Raw genomic sequence first — 14,876 nt, 5'->3', positions numbered from 1 at the left:
ATGACTACTTACCTTCGCCCGGCCCTGAGCCTGGTTGTATTGATGACAGTGATCACCGGCGCGCTTTATCCGCTGGCGGTGACGGCGGTTGCGCAAGTGGCCTTCCCCACGCAGGCCAACGGCAGCCTGGTGCACGACGAGCAGGGCCAGGTGCGCGGCTCGGCGCTGATCGCCCAACCGTTCACTGGCGATGGCTGGTTCCACCCACGTCCGTCTGCGGCGGCGTATGCCACCGTGGCCAGTGGCGCGAGCAATCTGGCGCCGAGCAATCCGGCTCTGGCCGAGCGGGTCAAGGCAGACGCAGGCACGCTGTATCGCGCCGAGTTGGGGCCGGTACCGCAAGCCCTGCTGACCACCTCGGCCAGCGGTCTCGACCCGCATCTGTCGCCGCAAGCGCTGGCGTATCAGATCCCCAGAGTGGCGGCGGCGCGCAAAGTGCCGGTAGAGCGCTTGCAAGGGCTGATCGAAGAGGCCACCCTGCAGCCATTGATCGGCCCACCGGTGGTCAACGTGCTGGCGCTGAATCAGGCGCTGGAGCAATTGACCCGCTGTGCTGATCACCGCAACTGTGAAGGATGAAACATGAGTGACTCTGCCCGCGCCGACGCGCTGTTGGCCAACCTGCCGCGCGCCGGGCGTGGCCGGCTCAAGGTATTTCTCGGTGCAGCGCCCGGCGTGGGCAAGACCTACGCCATGCTCCAGGCCGCCCACGCCCAGCAGCGCCAAGGCGTGCAGGTGGTGGCCGGGGTGGTCGAAACCCACGGCCGGGCCGAGACCGAGGCGCTGCTCGGCGGCTTGCTCCAGCAGCCGCTGCTGCGCAGCCAATACCGGGGAGTCACTCTTGAGGAAATGGACCTCGACGGCTTGCTGCGCGCCAGTCCCGAGCTGGCTCTGGTCGACGAACTGGCCCACAGCAACGCCCCCAACAGCCGCCATGCCAAGCGCTGGCAGGATGTGCAGGAGCTGCTCGCGGCCGGCATCGATGTCTACACCACGGTCAACGTGCAGCATCTTGAAAGCCTTAACGACAAGGTTCGCGACATCACCGGTGTGCAGGTCCGCGAAACCCTGCCCGACTGGGTGCTGCAGGAAGCCTTCGAACTGGTGCTGATCGACCTGCCACCGCGCGAACTGCTGCAGCGCCTGCGCGAAGGTAAGGTCTACGTGCCCGAGCAGGCCCGCGCCGCCATCGATGCGTTCTTCTCGCAGACCAACCTCAGTGCCCTGCGGGAGCTGGCCATGCACACCGCCGCGGCGCAGGTGGATGCCGACCTGGCCCACGGCTATCGCCAGCTTGGCCAGGAAGCGCCGGCCCTGCGTGGTCGCTTGCTGGTCGGCGTCGACGGCGATCAGCAAGCCGAGCGGCTGGTCCGCCACGCCTGCCGCGTGGCCCAGCGCCGGCATTTGCCGTGGAGCCTGGTGCATGTCGACAACGGCAAGCTGCGCGACGAAAGCGCCCGCCAGCGTCTGCAAAGCGCGCAGCAACTGGCTGAGCGGCTGGGCGGCGAGGTAGTGCTGTTGCGCGCCGGCGAAGTCGCGAGGACCTTGCTCCAGCATGCCGCCGAGCGCCGTGCCAGCCTGGTGCTGGTGGGGCAGTCGCGTGATCGTCTGCGCCGGCGCCTGTTCGGTGCCGGTGTCGCTGCGCGGCTGCTGCGCGAAAACCACGGCCTGGAAATCAACGTGCTCGACCGCGAGGCGCAGCCACCCGCACCGCGCACGGCAGCGAAGCGGGTGTGGATCTGGCGGCACTATCTGCTGGCGCTACTCGCCACTGCGCTTGCCGCAGGCCTGGCCTGGGCGGTGTCCAGCGTGCTGGCGTTGCCGAATATCTCGCTGGTATTCCTCGCCGCCGTGCTGCTGGTGGCGGTGCGCAGCAGCCTCGGCCCGGCGCTGGCGTGCGCGGTGCTGTCGTTTGTCAGCTATGACTTTCTGTTCATCCCGCCCAACTTCTCTCTGAGCATTCAGCGCGAAGAGGATGTGCTGACGCTGGTGTTCTTCCTGCTGATGGCCGCGCTCACCGGCAACCTCGCCGCGCGCCAGCGGCGCCAGTTGCAGGCCTTGCGCGAGACCCAGGCGCAGACCAGTCAACTGCTCGACCTGTCACGCAAGCTCACCGTCGCCACCGACCGCCAGGCAGTATTCAGCGCCGCCAGCCAGCACCTCGACGGCTGGCAGGATCTGCACGTATGCCTGCTCGAGCGAGGTAGCGAAGGCCTGCTGCAAGCTGCCAACGGCCAGTTGCCCGACTTGAGCGACACCGAGCGCGCTGCCGCTGACTGGGCCTGGCAGCACGGCCAGGCCGCTGGCCACGGCAGCGACACCTTGCCCAATGGTCGCTGGTGGTGGTGGCCGCTGTTGGTCGATGAGCAACCGCTGGCCCTGCTCGGCGTACGCCCACGTGACAACGCGGCCCTCACAGCCCAGCGCCGACGCCTGCTGATGGCGCTGGCCCAGCCGCTGGCGCAGGCTCTGGCCCGTGCGCGCCTCGGCGAACAACTCGAAGCTGCGCGGCTGCACGGCGAAACCGAACAGCTGCGCAGCGCCTTGCTGGCCTCGGTGTCACACGACCTGCGCACACCGCTGACCGCTATGCGCGGCGGCATCGATAGCCTGCTTGCGCTCGGCGATGCGATCCCGCCCGACGACCGCCGCGAATTGCTCGAAGGCACCCGCGATGAAGCCGAGCGCCTCGACCGCTACATCCAGAATCTGCTCGACATGACCCGCCTCGGTCACGGCAGTCTCAAGCTCGCGCGTGACTGGGTGGCCCCGGCCGATATCGTCGCCAGCGCCCTGCAGCGTCTGCGCGCGGTGCTGGCGCCGCTGCGGGTCAGCACCGATGTGCCGAGCGAGCTGCCGCTGCTGTTCGTGCACGCTGCCTTGATCGAACAGGCGCTGGTCAACGTGCTGGAAAACGCCGCGCGCTTTTCACCCCCAGATGGCCGCCTGCAACTGCAGGTCGACGTGCGTGATGAGCAACTGTGCCTGGCCGTCAGCGATCAAGGCCCCGGCATCCCCGAAGCTGAACGCGAAAAGATCTTCGACATGTTCTACACCGCCGCCCGCGGCGACCGCGGCGGGCAGGGCACAGGCCTCGGCCTGGCCATCTGCCAGGGCATGATCGGCGCCCACGGCGGCAGCATCCAGGTGGCTGACGGCATCGATGGCCACGGCACCTGCATCACTCTATGCTTGCCATTGCCCCCACAGCCCACCGCCGAAAGCCAGGACTCATGAGCCAAACTGCCACCTTGCTGGTCATCGACGACGAACCGCAGATTCGCAAGTTCCTGCGCATCAGCCTGAGCTCGCAAGGCTACAAGGTCATCGAAGCTGCCACCGGCGGCGAAGGCCTGGCCCAGGCGGCCTTGGCCAAACCCGACCTGATCGTGCTCGACCTCGGCCTGCCAGACATGGATGGCCAGCAGGTGCTGCGCGAATTGCGCGAGTGGAGCTCGGTGCCGGTGATGGTGCTGTCGGTGCGTGCCAGCGAGCTGCAAAAGGTCGATGCCCTGGATGGCGGCGCCAACGACTACGTCACCAAACCGTTCGGCATCCAAGAATTTCTCGCCCGCATTCGCGCCCTGTTGCGCCAGGTGCCACAGGGTAGCGCCGCGCTGGCCAGTGCCAGCTTCGGGCCGCTGCTGGTGGACTTCGCCTACCGCCGCGTGACCCTCGATGGCAGCGAAATAGCGCTGACCCGCAAGGAGTACGCACTGTTGGCGCAACTGGCCGGGCACCCCGGGCGAGTGATCACCCAGCAGCAACTGCTCAAGGATATCTGGGGGCCGAGCCACGTCGACGATACGCACTACTTGCGGATCGTGGTTGCGCATGTGCGGCAGAAGCTGGGCGATGACCCTACTGCGCCACGGTTTATCGTGACTGAGCCTGGGGTGGGGTATCGGTTGTTGGTGTCGTAAGCCCGTACTTTGCAACACCGCTTCGGCGCTTGATCGCGATTGAGTAATACGAGTTGTGGATGCTCGTGAACCGCATTTGCATGCGGTCCCGAGCATTCCGATTCAATTGTGGCGAAGATGTGCAGCCTAGAAGTCGACCGTCAACCCCGCATACAACGCTCGCCCATCACCAGGCGAGTGCAGTGAGTCTTTAGCCCCATCCGGGTCATACCAGGCATATTCGTAATAACGGTCGGTGAGGTTCTTGAGCTGCAGGTCAACGCTCAACGTCTCGGTGAACGTGTAAGTCGCTCCGATATTCATCAACACATAACCGCCATACGTACCTTGAGTGTTTTCCCGCTCAAGATAGTAGTTGGTCTGCCCATTCATCCAAGCAGTCAACTGCAATGCCTGCGTCGCCTGGTAACTGATACCGGTATTCCACAAATGATGCGGAACATGGTCGATTTCCTTGCCTTTACTCTGTGGCAAGGCGCTACTCGGCTCGAGGATTTTCGAGTATTGCCATGAATACGAAGCCCACACTTCGGTGCGTTCGTCCGGGTGCAGGTTGACCTGCAGGTCGTAACCCCAGCGTCGGGTTTCACCAACGTTGTCAGACTCCCCGCTGGGGTCGTTGAGGCGGCGGCTGACTTCGCCGGTGGCGTCCTGGCGCCAGTAGGCGACGCGGCCATCAACCCAGCTGGCGGGGGTGAACTTTATGCCGGTTTCCCAGCCTTCGTTGATCGACGGTTGCAGGTCTTCATTGCGCGGCGGCACCTTGTAGGCTGCAGCGCCGCTGCCGACCTGGAACGTGCGGCCCCAGTTGGCGTAGACGCTGGCATACTGCCAGGGCGAATAGACCACACTGAGCTTGGGTTGCTTGATCAGCCCGTAGTCGTTGATGTCGGAGGTTTGCCCGGTGAGTTGGTTGGTGAAGTCGCCGCTGATCCTGTCGACGCGATAGGCCGGCACGATCTTCAGCGACTCGATCGGTTCGATCTCGGCCTGTACGTAAGCGCCGACCGTGTTGAAATCGAAGGCCTGGTCGCGGGTCTGTGCCTGGCGTACGCGCTGGACGGTGCGATAGCGCTCGCTGCGGTTGTCCTGCTTCTGCACGTCGCTGCCGCCTTCCAGGGCAAAGCCGTGCAGCCAATCTACTTCTGGCCGCCAGGTCAGCGAGGTGAGGGCGCCGTACTGGGTTTCATAGGCATCGCGCTCTTGCTGCGCGCTGGTGCGCCAGTACTGGGTCCAGCGCCGATCATCGAAGGTATTCAGGTAGGTCTTGGCCGACCAAGCGAGGGTCTCGGCCAGGTCGGTGTCGAAGTGCACGCTGAGCTGGTTCATGCGCCGGGTGCCTTTGTCGCTGGCGTTGAAGTCGTTGCTCATGCGCGGGTGCTGGCGGGCATCGGCTTCGCTCAAGTAACCCGCTTCCTGTGCGTCGGCTTCGTAATGGCGGGCGCTAAGGCCGAGACGGTAGCTGCCGTCGTCGGGGGTATAGAACCACTTGCCGCTGAAGCTGTAGCGCTCGGTATCTGCATGCTCGCGATAGCCGTCGACCTGCTGGCGGGCGAAGAAGTAGTTCTGCGTCCAGTTGCTGGTTTCGATGCCCTTGGCCAGTTGCACTTCACGGGTGTTGAAGCTGCCGTAGCGCAGGCGTGCCTTGTTGTAGTTGCCGCCACTGCGGGTATTGATATTGACGTTGCCGGCGATGTTGTTGAGGCCATAGCGCGGATCGCTGGTACCGCGCACGACCTCGACGCTGTCGATGTCCAGCGGGAACACCGAGTCGATGAAGGGCATGTTGCCGTCATTGGTATTGCTCGGGATGCCGTCGATCAGCAGCTTTACGGCGTTGACTTCGCCTTCCCCATTGAAGCCGCGAAACGACAACTTGCCCGAGGTGGTGCCTTGGTTGAAGCCGGTGAGCATCACGCCCGGTGCACGGTTGAACAGCTCCCAGCTGTAGGCAACGGGCATCTTCTCGAGAATGTCGCCGCCAAGAATATCTACTGAACTGAGCACACTGCTGGTCGCCAGCGGCCCGCTACCGGTGCCGGAGACGGTAACGGCGCCGAGGGTCAGGGTGGAATTGTCGGCAGGCACAGCCTGAGCAATGGCTTGGGACAGTGGGCAGAGCGTGGCGGCACAGGTAATGGCAAGCACGGGCACGACGCTACGTGCAGTACGAAGGTACGCAGGCATGAATAAAGGTTCCTGACAGAAAAGCCGGAGACGACCGTGCTGCGCAGTTCGCGCGCACGATCATTTGCTTGGCGACGATTCAGGTCAGCGGCGGGGCGCGTGGGGTGAGGTTCGGCCACTGCTGGCGCGGTAGCGGCAACTCCGGGCGCTGGCCGAGCAACAGGGCGTCTGGCCAGAAGCGCGGCAACAGGTGTTTGAAGTAGGCGCCTGGCAGCGCCGCTTGGCCGGTATGGCCACAGCAGCAATCACCGGCCTGGGGCTTGATCTCGCCGTGCCCGGAGAAGTCTGGCAACTCCAGCTTGAGTTGCGCCAGCACCGATTTGGGCAAACTCTGCCCGCCATGCAGGCTGCAGAAGCTGCCGAAGATCAGCGATTCATCCAGGGCGGGCTCACGCAGGGCACGGTCGAGCGGCATCGCCAGCAGGTTGAACAACACTGCGCAACAGGCGAGTAGCAAGAGGTAAGGGTGCAGGCGTGACCGCATCGGCGTTACCAGAAAAGTAGGCGCGCATTAAGCCGCATTTGGCTGGGCCTGTAAAAGTGTCTTGATGCGCTATGTTGTCACGGGTGAGCGCGATTGGTGCCGGCTGCTCCAGGCAAAGCCAGGCGTCGAGCGCTCGACACAGGCGACCACTGCGCAGACAATCATGCCTGCCGGCATCGGCTGCGCCCTGCAAACGCCAGGTGCCCAAAGCGGCCGTCAACCACGCCTCTCGCAAGGTTTCGCTAGCTCGACAGCTGCGAACAGGCTAAGCGCCAGCCGGTGAGTTGAGCAAATGCTCAACGCTGGCCCTAAGCTGCTCGATGGTGAACGGTTTGGCCAGCAACTGCGACTGATCCTGCCGCTCAGCGCTGCCGTTCGCGGTATCGACGCAGCCTGAGATGAACAGCACCTTGAGTGTTGGCCGTACTGCCCAGGCGGCTTCGGCGATTTTGTGACCACTGCTGCCGCCGGGCAAGATCAGGTCAGTAACGATCAGCTTCAGATCAGGCAACTCGGCGATACGCTGCACGACCTGATCAGCGCTGGGCATTTCAGCCACTTCAAAACCTGCCTCGTGAAGCGTTTCCGCAACCAGCTCACGAATAGCGGCTTCGTCGTCGATAACCATTGCCGATCCGCGGCTGCCGCCAGGCGTTGCTTGCAGCAGGTCTGCCTGCTGCTTTTCCGCTACAGGGGCGCTGCCTTGGTAGACCGGCAGGAACAGGCACACCGCGGTGCCTTTGCCCAGCTCTGACTCAATACGAACAGCCCCGCCGGCCTGGCGTGCGAAGTCCTCGACCATCGACAGCCCCAGCCCGGTCCCGGAGCCCAGCGGTTTGGTGGTGAAAAACGGCTCCAGCGCGCGCTCGACAATGCTCGCCGGCATGCCCATACCGGTGTCCGCCACGCAGATCCGTACATAGTCACCCGCCTGCACATGCAGAGTGCCCGGGTCGGTCACCGCCAGCGTACTGACCTCGATTCGCAGCCTGCCGCCTTGAGGCATTGCGTCACGCGCGTTGATGCACAGGTTGAGCAGGGCGTTCTCGAGTTGGTGGGCATCGCAGTGGCACAGCGTGGGTGCGCCAGGGGCGAGCAGTTCGATGTTGATCAGCGGCGTCAGCGTGCGTGCAATCAACTCTTCCATGTTCTTTATCAACACCGCCGGATCGACGCTAGCTGCAACCAAAGGCTGTTTTCTGGCATACGCCAGCAGCCGATGGGTCAGTGAACTGGCTCGTTGCGTGGCGTTTCGGGCGAGGGTGACATAGCGCTCGATCCCTGCCAGGCGGCCTTGGGCGATGCGTTGTTCGATCATGTCCTGGCTGCCGCTGATGATCGTCAACAGGTTGTTGAAGTCATGGGCTAAGCCTCCGGTCAGTTGCCCCAGCGACTCCATTTTCTGACTCTGCTGCAGCTGCGAACGGACTTGATCGAAGGCCAGCTGGCGCTCGCGGTACAATGTGACATCGCGGGCCACGGCAAAAAACCGACCCTGGCGGCCGGTGATACGCCAGTTCAGCAGCAGAGGCTGGCCGTTGTTGCGTACGCTTTGCGTGTCGAGCTCGGCAATCTGCCGATCATGCAGGTTGCGCACGGAGTCGGATAATTGCGCAGGCGAAATATAGCTGTAGAACGCGCCATCTTTGAGCTGCTGCTCGGTCCAGCCGGTCTCGGCCTGCCAGGCCGGGTTCATCGCTAGCACTTCACCCTTTGCCGACAAGGTGCAGATCAGGTCGGGTGATAGCTTCCAGATGTCATCGCGCTCATCGGTACGCCGCTCGACTTCGTCCTCAAGGTTTTGATTGAGCCGGTCCAGTGCCCTGATGCTGCGCCGAAACAGCGCGCACACCACTGCCATTGCCAACGTCACCAGGCCAAAACTCAGGCTGTTGATCCAGTCGGTCCAGTCGGCGTCAAAGCCGACCGGCCCGATGAAGAAATATTGTGCCGTCAGCACCGCCATGATGCATCCCAGTACCGCTGGCCCCGCGCCGAACCAGAAGCCGATGAACATCAGCCCCGGAATGAAGAACAGGTAGGGCAAGGCTGTAGCGGGCAGTTGCGCTCGCGCGAAAGCGCACGCCACGACCACCACTACGGTGCCCAGATAGCGCAATGCAGGCGAGAGCTGCTTGCGCTCCAGGCGCAGCAGGGCAGCGGCGGTCAATCTAGGCAAACGGGTCAAAAAACACTCCGAACAGTGGTAGCCAGGCATGCAGGTACAGGGCGTATATAGCGCTAAAGCACTGCTTTAGGCGCCTTCCCGGACTGATAGGCTAGTTACGCCTGGTCGTCCAATAGTTTTTTTTACGGTCGGCCGGTGCGAGGTTTGATTGTCCTCGCGCGCTCGGGCTGACTAAGCTGGCAATGTGCCTCATAGGTAAGTCTTTTGGATAGTGCTACAGGAGTTACGGTGGGTAATTCGTCAATTATGCACGATGAGCGGTTGCGTCTGGCCGAGGTCGATCGGCTGACGTCCAACTTGGTCAGTGGCTCGGACCCGGTGCTGAACAGTGTCGTGGCGATGCTCTGTGCCCATTTTCAAGTGCCTACCGCGCTGGTCAGCATCATCGACCGCAACTATCAAGTGTTCAAGGCGCGGGTAGGCATGGTCGCCGAGCGCACGCCCAGAGAGATGTCGTTCTGCGCCCTTGAACTTGAGCAGGATACTGTGCTGGAAATCTGCGACGCCTTGACCGATGCGCGCACTGTCGATAACCCGCTGGTGCAGGGTGATCCCTACATTCGCTACTACGCTGGCGCACCGCTGGTGATCAAGCCAGGACTCAACCTGGGGCGGCTGTGCATCATCGACCAGGCGGCACGTCCGTCGTTGTCCGAGCGCGACCAGGCGCTGTTGCGCAGCGCGGCGCAGATTGTTGTATCGCGGTTGCAGTCGATCCATGATCAATATTTCTACGACAGTATGACCGGCTTGCCCAACCGGCGCCGTTTCGAAGCCGACTTCGCCGACTGCGCCAGCGTCGCTGGCCAGGTCGCAGTGTTCATCGAGCCTATTTCAGCAGCCGGCATGGACCGCCTGGTGAAGGCACTGGGCATCGAGTTTTTCGCAAGCTTCATGCTGGCCGTGAAAGAGGCCTTGCTGGCAGCCCTGCCGCCGGGGTCGCGCCTGTACCGCCCGAGCACGCTGGGTTTTCTGACCCTGATCGAATGCAATGACGTGGCCTCACCTCCGGCCAGGCTTGACGCTATCGTTGCGGCGCTGAGTGGGCCGTTGCACAGCGGCAATGTGCCGGTGTTCGCCGATGTCGGCATGAGCGTGCTCGAGCCGGATGCAGACACCGATGCATCGCTGGATACCCTGCGTTTGATGGCGAGCATGACCGATGCGGCGCGCCGCAGCGAGCGACGCTGGCTGGTCTATGACCCGCTGGTCGATACCAGCCAGCGCCGCAGTACGGCCTTGCTCATCGCTCTGGAACCGGCGCTGGTAGCTGCCGACCAACTTCGTCTGGTCTATCAGCCAAGGGTTGATCTCAACAACAAACGCTGCGTGGCAGTAGAAGCGCTGTTGCGCTGGAAGCATCCGACCATGGGCGAAATCAGCCCGGCTGAATTCATCCCATTGGCTGAAACCACTGCTTCGATTCGCGGCATCACCCGGTGGGTGATCTGGCATGTCTGTCAGCAAATGCGCAGGTGGCGGGCGGAGGGGCTGCAGATGACCGTGTCGCTGAATATCTCCGCGCTGGATCTCGCCGATGGGCACCTGTTCGAGTACCTGAGCCGTACGCTCGGCGAGTTCGGCGTGGACCCGCGGCGCATCGAGCTTGAGTTTACCGAAAGCGCTCTGGTCACTGACTTCGACCAGGTGCAGCAACAGCTTCAGCGTTTTCGCACACTCGGGGTGGCGATTGGCATCGATGACTTCGGCAGCGGCTACAGCAACTGGGTCTACCTGCGCATCATCCCGGCCACCAGCGTCAAGCTTGATCGCTCGCTGCTGGCCAACCTGCAGCCGGGCAACAACGATTGGCACATCATTCGCGGGCTGGTCAGCCTGCTGCGCGACCTGCGCCTGACGGTGGTGGCCGAAGGTATCGAGACCGACCTACACCACCATTTGTTGAGTGGCTGGGGCTGTGAGCAGGGCCAGGGCTATTTTTACGCGAAGCCGATGCCGCCCGCAGAACTTGAAACCTGGCTGCAGAAGGACTGCTGCGTGCCGATGACCTGACAAGGACGATGTTTAATCTCAGTGCTGAACCTGCAAGATTGTCGACAACCTCCTGCTATTTCGGCCGCGTCGCTAACCACCGAGAACACCATGTTCAACTCAAAGCTAAAAAACCAGCTCCAGCGACTGCAGGACGAAATAGACGCGCTGCAGCGCGCGCAGGCCGCAAGAACTCACGAGATGCTGGAAATAACGGTTGATCGGAACCTGCTGATCACCGCGGTCAATCGCAACTTTGCTCGATGGGTTGGGCGTGAACAGTCGCAATTGCTTGGGCAATCGCTGGCTAGCATCGCGCCCAGCTATGTCAAAGAGTTGCCATGTTTCAAGGATTTTCAGCAGGCCATGAGCACTGGCACCGGGGTCAGCGACGAGTATCGCTATATCACCGCCGACGGCAGGATGGTCTGGATGAGAGCGGCCTGGTGCCCGGTCAAGTCAGCAGCGGGTGCAGTCACCCATATGTCGGCCTACGGCACCGATGTCACCGCGAGCATCGATAAAGCGCGTGAAAACGACGAGTTCATCAAGGCGCTGTACCGCTCGACCGCGGTCATCGAGTTTGAGCTGGACGGTACTATCGTTGCTGCCAACGACAACTTCTTGAGGACGGTGAACTATTCGCTGGCAGAGATCGTGGGCAAACATCACCGTATTTTCTGTGACCCCAACTATGTCAATTCGCCTGCCTATCAGCAGCTATGGCGCAGCCTCAACGAGGGGCAGTTCGTCGCCGAGCGCTTCCTGCGCTTTGACAAGTCAGGGCGCGAGCTCTGGCTGGAAGCATCCTACAACCCGGTGCGCGACACCCGTGGCCAGCTCTACAAGATCGTCAAATTCGCGGTCGATATCAGCGAGCAGGTCAAGCATGAGCAGGAGGTCAGCGCGGCTGCCGGGGTTGCCTATGACGTTTCTCGCAAAACCGATGACTCGGCGAGAAGGGGGGCGGTGGCCGTAAAGGATACCGTCGAGACCATGAACCGTATCGTCTCGCAGGTCTCCACGGCCTCCGCTGGGGTCGAGGCGCTGGGGCAGCAGTCGCAGTTGATCACATCGATTGTTTCCACCATCGGCGGCATTGCCCAGCAGACCAACCTGCTCGCCCTCAACGCGGCTATCGAAGCCGCGCGCGCAGGCGAGCAAGGTCGGGGCTTTACCGTGGTGGCCGATGAGGTGAGGAAGCTGGCCGGCCGCACCAGTGCCGCCACTCAGGAAATCGTAGAAGTGGTGCAGAAGAACAACACCCTTGTAGAGGCCGCAGTGGTCAGCATGGGTGAAAGCACGCATCAGGCTGAAATCGGCTTGGCGCTGGCCAGCCAGGCCGGCCATGTCATCACTGAAATTCAGTCGGGTGCGCAGGAAGTGGTAACAGCGGTCGGCCGATTCTCATCGCAGATTGCCGGTCAGTCACACCCGTGAAAGTGTGACCGGTAGCGCCGGCACGCCATCAGGCAGCCGGCTCGACCTCCAGAAACGCCGCTTCCAGCAGCTGCCGGGTGTAGGGATGCTGCGGCGCATGGAAGATTTCCCGCGCGTCACCTTGTTCCACCACCTGCCCCTGTTTGATCACCATCAGCTGATGACTCAGCGCTTTGACCACCGCTAGGTCATGACTGATGAACAGGTAGGTCAGGTTGTATTTGAGCTGCAACGAACGCAACAGCTCCACTACCTGCCGCTGCACGGTGCGGTCAAGCGCCGAGGTTGGCTCGTCGAGCAGAATCAACGCCGGTTTGAGCACCAGCGCGCGAGCGATGGCGATGCGCTGACGCTGGCCCCCGGAGAACTCATGGGGATAGCGGTGGCGGGTGGCCGGATCGAGGCCTACTTCCTGCAGCGCGGCAATGATCGCCGCCTCTTGCTCCTGGGCGGTGCCGATGCGATGAATGCGCAGGCCTTCGCCGACGATATCGGCGACACTCATGCGCGGGCTGAGGCTGCCGAACGGGTCCTGGAACACCACCTGCATTTCTCGCCGCAGCGGCCGTACCTCCTGCTGGTTCATGCCCTGCAGGTTTTGCCCGTGAAAACGGATGTCGCCCTGGCTCGAGATCAGCCGCAGGATCGCCAGGCCCAAGGTCGATTTGCCCGAGCCGCTTTCGCCAACGATGCCCAGGGTCTGCCCTTGGGGCAGGCTGAAATTGATCCCGTCGACTGCCTTGACGTGGTCTACCGTACGCCGCAGCAGGCCTTTCTTGATCGGGAACCAGACGCGCAGATCATCCACCTCCAGCAGCGGCGCCCCAAGCGGGTTGGCCGCAGGCTGGCCGCTGGGTTCGGCGTTGATCAACATCTGCGTATAGGGATGCTGCGGGGCGGTGAACAGCGTCGTGCACTCGGCCTGCTCGACGATCTTGCCTTGCTGCATCACGCAAACACGGTGGGCGATGCGCCTTACCAGGTTGAGGTCATGGCTGATCAGCAGCAGCGCCATGCCCAGTCGTGCCTGCAGCTCTTTGAGCAGATCAAGAATCTTCAGCTGTACGGTGACGTCGAGCGCAGTGGTCGGTTCATCGGCGATCAGCAGTTCCGGCTCGTTGGCCAGGGCCATGGCAATCATCACCCGCTGGCGCTGGCCGCCGGACAGCTCATGCGGCAGCGCCTTGAGGCGCTTGTGCGGTTCAGGGATGCCGACCAGGTCGAGCAGTTCCAAGGTGCGCGCCGTCGCCTGCTTGCCGGTTAAACCCTTGTGCAGGAGCAGGATCTCGTTGATCTGCTTCTCGATACAGTGCAGCGGGTTGAGCGAGGTCATCGGCTCCTGGAAGATCATTGCGATGCGGTTGCCACGGATGCGCTGCATTGGCTTTTCGCCAAGCTTGAGCATGTCCTTGCCGCCATACTCGATGCTGCCACTGGGGTGGCGCGCAAGTGGGTAGGGCAACAGGCGCAGGATCGAGTGGGCAGTGACCGACTTGCCCGAGCCGCTCTCGCCGACCAGGGCCAGGGTCTCGCCCTTGCGGATGTCGAAACTGATGCCATCGACAACGCGGTTGACCTGGTCACCGCTGAGGAACTCGACCGCAAGATCACGGACTTCGATCAGGTTAGGTTCGCTCATGTCATTTCCTCGGGTCGAAGGCGTCGCGGGCGGATTCGCCGATAAACACCAGCAGGCTGAGCATCACGGCCAGCACGGCGAAGGCACTGATGCCCAGCCATGGTGCCTGCAGGTTGGATTTGCCCTGGGCAACCAGCTCACCCAACGACGGTGAACCGGCGGGCAGGCCAAAGCCGAGGAAGTCCAGCGCGGTCAGGGTACCGATGGCGCCGGTGAGGATGAACGGCATGAAGGTCATGGTCGAGATCATTGCGTTGGGCAGAATGTGCCGATACATGATCGCGCCGTTGCGCATGCCTAGGGCGCGCGCCGCGCGCACATACTCCAGGTTACGCCCACGCAGGAATTCGGCGCGGACTACATCGACCAGGCTCATCCACGAGAACAGCAACATGATCCCCAGCAGCCACCAGAAGTTGGGCTGGACGAAACTGGCCAGAATGATCAGCAGGTACAGCACCGGCAAGCCTGACCAGATCTCCAGGAAGCGCTGGCCGGCAAGGTCGACCCAGCCACCATAAAAGCCCTGCAGAGCCCCGGCAATGACGCCGATGATCGAGCTGAGGATGGTCAGGGTCAGGGCAAACAATACCGAAACGCGGAAGCCGTAGATCACCCGCGCCATGACATCGCGGCCCTGGTCATCGGTGCCCAGCCAGTTGTCCGCCGAGGGCGGCGCGGGCGCCGGTACCTTCAAGTCGTAGTTGATGCTCTGGTAGCTGAACGGGATCGGCGCCCACAGCACAAAGCTGTCTTTCTTCTCCAGAAGATCGCGGATGTAAGGGCTCTTGTAGTTGGCTTCGAGCGGGAATTCACCGCCAAAGGTGGTCTCGGGGTAGCGCTTGAACGCCGGGAAGTACCACTCGCCGTCGTAGCGCACGGCAATCGGTTTGTCGTTGGCGATCAGCTCGGCGCCAAGGCTCAGGCCGAACAGGATCAGGAACAGCCACAGCGACCACCAGCCTCGGCGGTTGGCCTTGAAGCGCTCGAAGCGCCGTCGATTGAGCGGGGACAGGGCCATTG

The 14,876-nt window shown here is 62.6% G+C and carries 10 protein-coding genes and 1 pseudogene; 6 read left to right on the top strand and 5 right to left on the bottom strand.

Annotated elements, in window-relative coordinates:
- The 3 genes from kdpC to AC58X1_RS20435 are packed head-to-tail and all read left to right on the top strand — an operon-like array spanning position 1 to position 3,923.
- Positions 1–579, top strand: a complete 579-nt coding sequence (gene kdpC / locus AC58X1_RS20445) for a potassium-transporting ATPase subunit KdpC (protein WP_220633351.1) — start codon at positions 1–3, stop codon at positions 577–579.
- Between the two features lie 3 nt (positions 580–582).
- Positions 583–3,237 (top strand): DUF4118 domain-containing protein, encoded by a 2,655-nt coding sequence (locus AC58X1_RS20440; RefSeq protein WP_259077277.1) that lies wholly within the window; start codon positions 583–585, stop codon positions 3,235–3,237.
- The gene (locus tag AC58X1_RS20435) at positions 3,234–3,923 is read left to right on the top strand and encodes a response regulator (protein ID WP_150573067.1); all 690 of its coding nucleotides are present in this window, start codon (positions 3,234–3,236) and stop codon (positions 3,921–3,923) included. The genes AC58X1_RS20440 and AC58X1_RS20435 overlap by 4 nt, the downstream gene beginning before the upstream one ends.
- Positions 3,924–4,049: 126 nt before the next feature.
- Here the strand turns inward: AC58X1_RS20435 and AC58X1_RS20430 are convergent, their stop codons facing one another.
- The 3 genes from AC58X1_RS20430 to AC58X1_RS20420 form a co-directional block, all read right to left on the bottom strand.
- Positions 4,050–6,110 carry a TonB-dependent receptor gene (locus AC58X1_RS20430; protein WP_497429375.1) on the bottom strand — a complete coding sequence of 687 codons (2,061 nt, stop codon included), beginning with the start codon at positions 6,108–6,110 and terminating at the stop codon, positions 4,050–4,052.
- Positions 6,111–6,189: 79 nt separating this feature from the next.
- Entirely contained in the window at positions 6,190–6,594 is a 405-nt protein-coding gene (locus AC58X1_RS20425) for a DUF2946 family protein (RefSeq protein ID WP_150573066.1), read from the bottom strand.
- Positions 6,595–6,859: 265 nt separating this feature from the next.
- Positions 6,860–8,782, bottom strand: coding sequence for an ATP-binding protein (locus AC58X1_RS20420; protein ID WP_497429374.1), 1,923 nt, complete (start codon positions 8,780–8,782; stop codon positions 6,860–6,862).
- A 228-nt stretch (positions 8,783–9,010) separates the two neighbouring features.
- On the opposite strand from AC58X1_RS20420, the gene AC58X1_RS20415 reads away from it, so the two are divergent.
- The 3 genes and pseudogenes from AC58X1_RS20415 to AC58X1_RS20405 all read left to right on the top strand — a co-directional run bounded on the left by AC58X1_RS20415 (position 9,011) and on the right by AC58X1_RS20405 (position 12,214).
- Positions 9,011–10,795 carry a sensor domain-containing phosphodiesterase gene (locus AC58X1_RS20415; protein ID WP_497429373.1) on the top strand — a complete coding sequence of 595 codons (1,785 nt, stop codon included), beginning with the start codon at positions 9,011–9,013 and terminating at the stop codon, positions 10,793–10,795.
- Positions 10,796–10,885: 90 nt separating this feature from the next.
- Positions 10,886–11,662: pseudogene (locus AC58X1_RS20410) on the top strand (PAS domain-containing protein); the annotation flags it as partial.
- 81 nt (positions 11,663–11,743) lie between these two features.
- Complete coding sequence (locus tag AC58X1_RS20405; protein WP_497429452.1) at positions 11,744–12,214, top strand: methyl-accepting chemotaxis protein; 471 nt, start codon at positions 11,744–11,746, stop codon at positions 12,212–12,214.
- 28 nt (positions 12,215–12,242) lie between these two features.
- Here the strand turns inward: AC58X1_RS20405 and AC58X1_RS20400 are convergent, their stop codons facing one another.
- Together AC58X1_RS20400 and AC58X1_RS20395 are read right to left on the bottom strand one after the other, a co-directional pair.
- Entirely contained in the window at positions 12,243–13,853 is a 1,611-nt protein-coding gene (locus AC58X1_RS20400; protein ID WP_101318214.1) for an ABC transporter ATP-binding protein, read from the bottom strand.
- A gap of 1 nt (position 13,854) precedes the next feature.
- Positions 13,855–14,874 (bottom strand): ABC transporter permease, encoded by a 1,020-nt coding sequence (locus AC58X1_RS20395; RefSeq protein WP_101318217.1) that lies wholly within the window; start codon positions 14,872–14,874, stop codon positions 13,855–13,857.
- Between the last annotated feature and the right edge of the window lie 2 nt (positions 14,875–14,876).

The sequence above is a fragment of the Pseudomonas sp. PGPR N4 genome (assembly GCF_059693665.1).
The sequence above is the reverse complement of the archived record's forward strand: the minus strand, read 5'-3'. Positions and strand labels throughout refer to the sequence as shown.

What these genes read in the sequence shown, in the direction of transcription:
- kdpC (WP_220633351.1), top strand. Translation starts at nt 1, where the DNA reads ATGACTACTTACCTTCGCCCGGCCCTGAGCCTGGTTGTATTGATGACA.
- AC58X1_RS20425 (WP_150573066.1), bottom strand. Translation starts at nt 6,594, where the DNA reads ATGCGGTCACGCCTGCACCCTTACCTCTTGCTACTCGCCTGTTGCGCA.
- AC58X1_RS20440 (WP_259077277.1), top strand. Translation starts at nt 583, where the DNA reads ATGAGTGACTCTGCCCGCGCCGACGCGCTGTTGGCCAACCTGCCGCGC.
- AC58X1_RS20435 (WP_150573067.1), top strand. Translation starts at nt 3,234, where the DNA reads ATGAGCCAAACTGCCACCTTGCTGGTCATCGACGACGAACCGCAGATT.
- AC58X1_RS20395 (WP_101318217.1), bottom strand. Translation starts at nt 14,874, where the DNA reads ATGGCCCTGTCCCCGCTCAATCGACGGCGCTTCGAGCGCTTCAAGGCC.
- AC58X1_RS20400 (WP_101318214.1), bottom strand. Translation starts at nt 13,853, where the DNA reads ATGAGCGAACCTAACCTGATCGAAGTCCGTGATCTTGCGGTCGAGTTC.
- AC58X1_RS20430 (WP_497429375.1), bottom strand. Translation starts at nt 6,110, where the DNA reads ATGCCTGCGTACCTTCGTACTGCACGTAGCGTCGTGCCCGTGCTTGCC.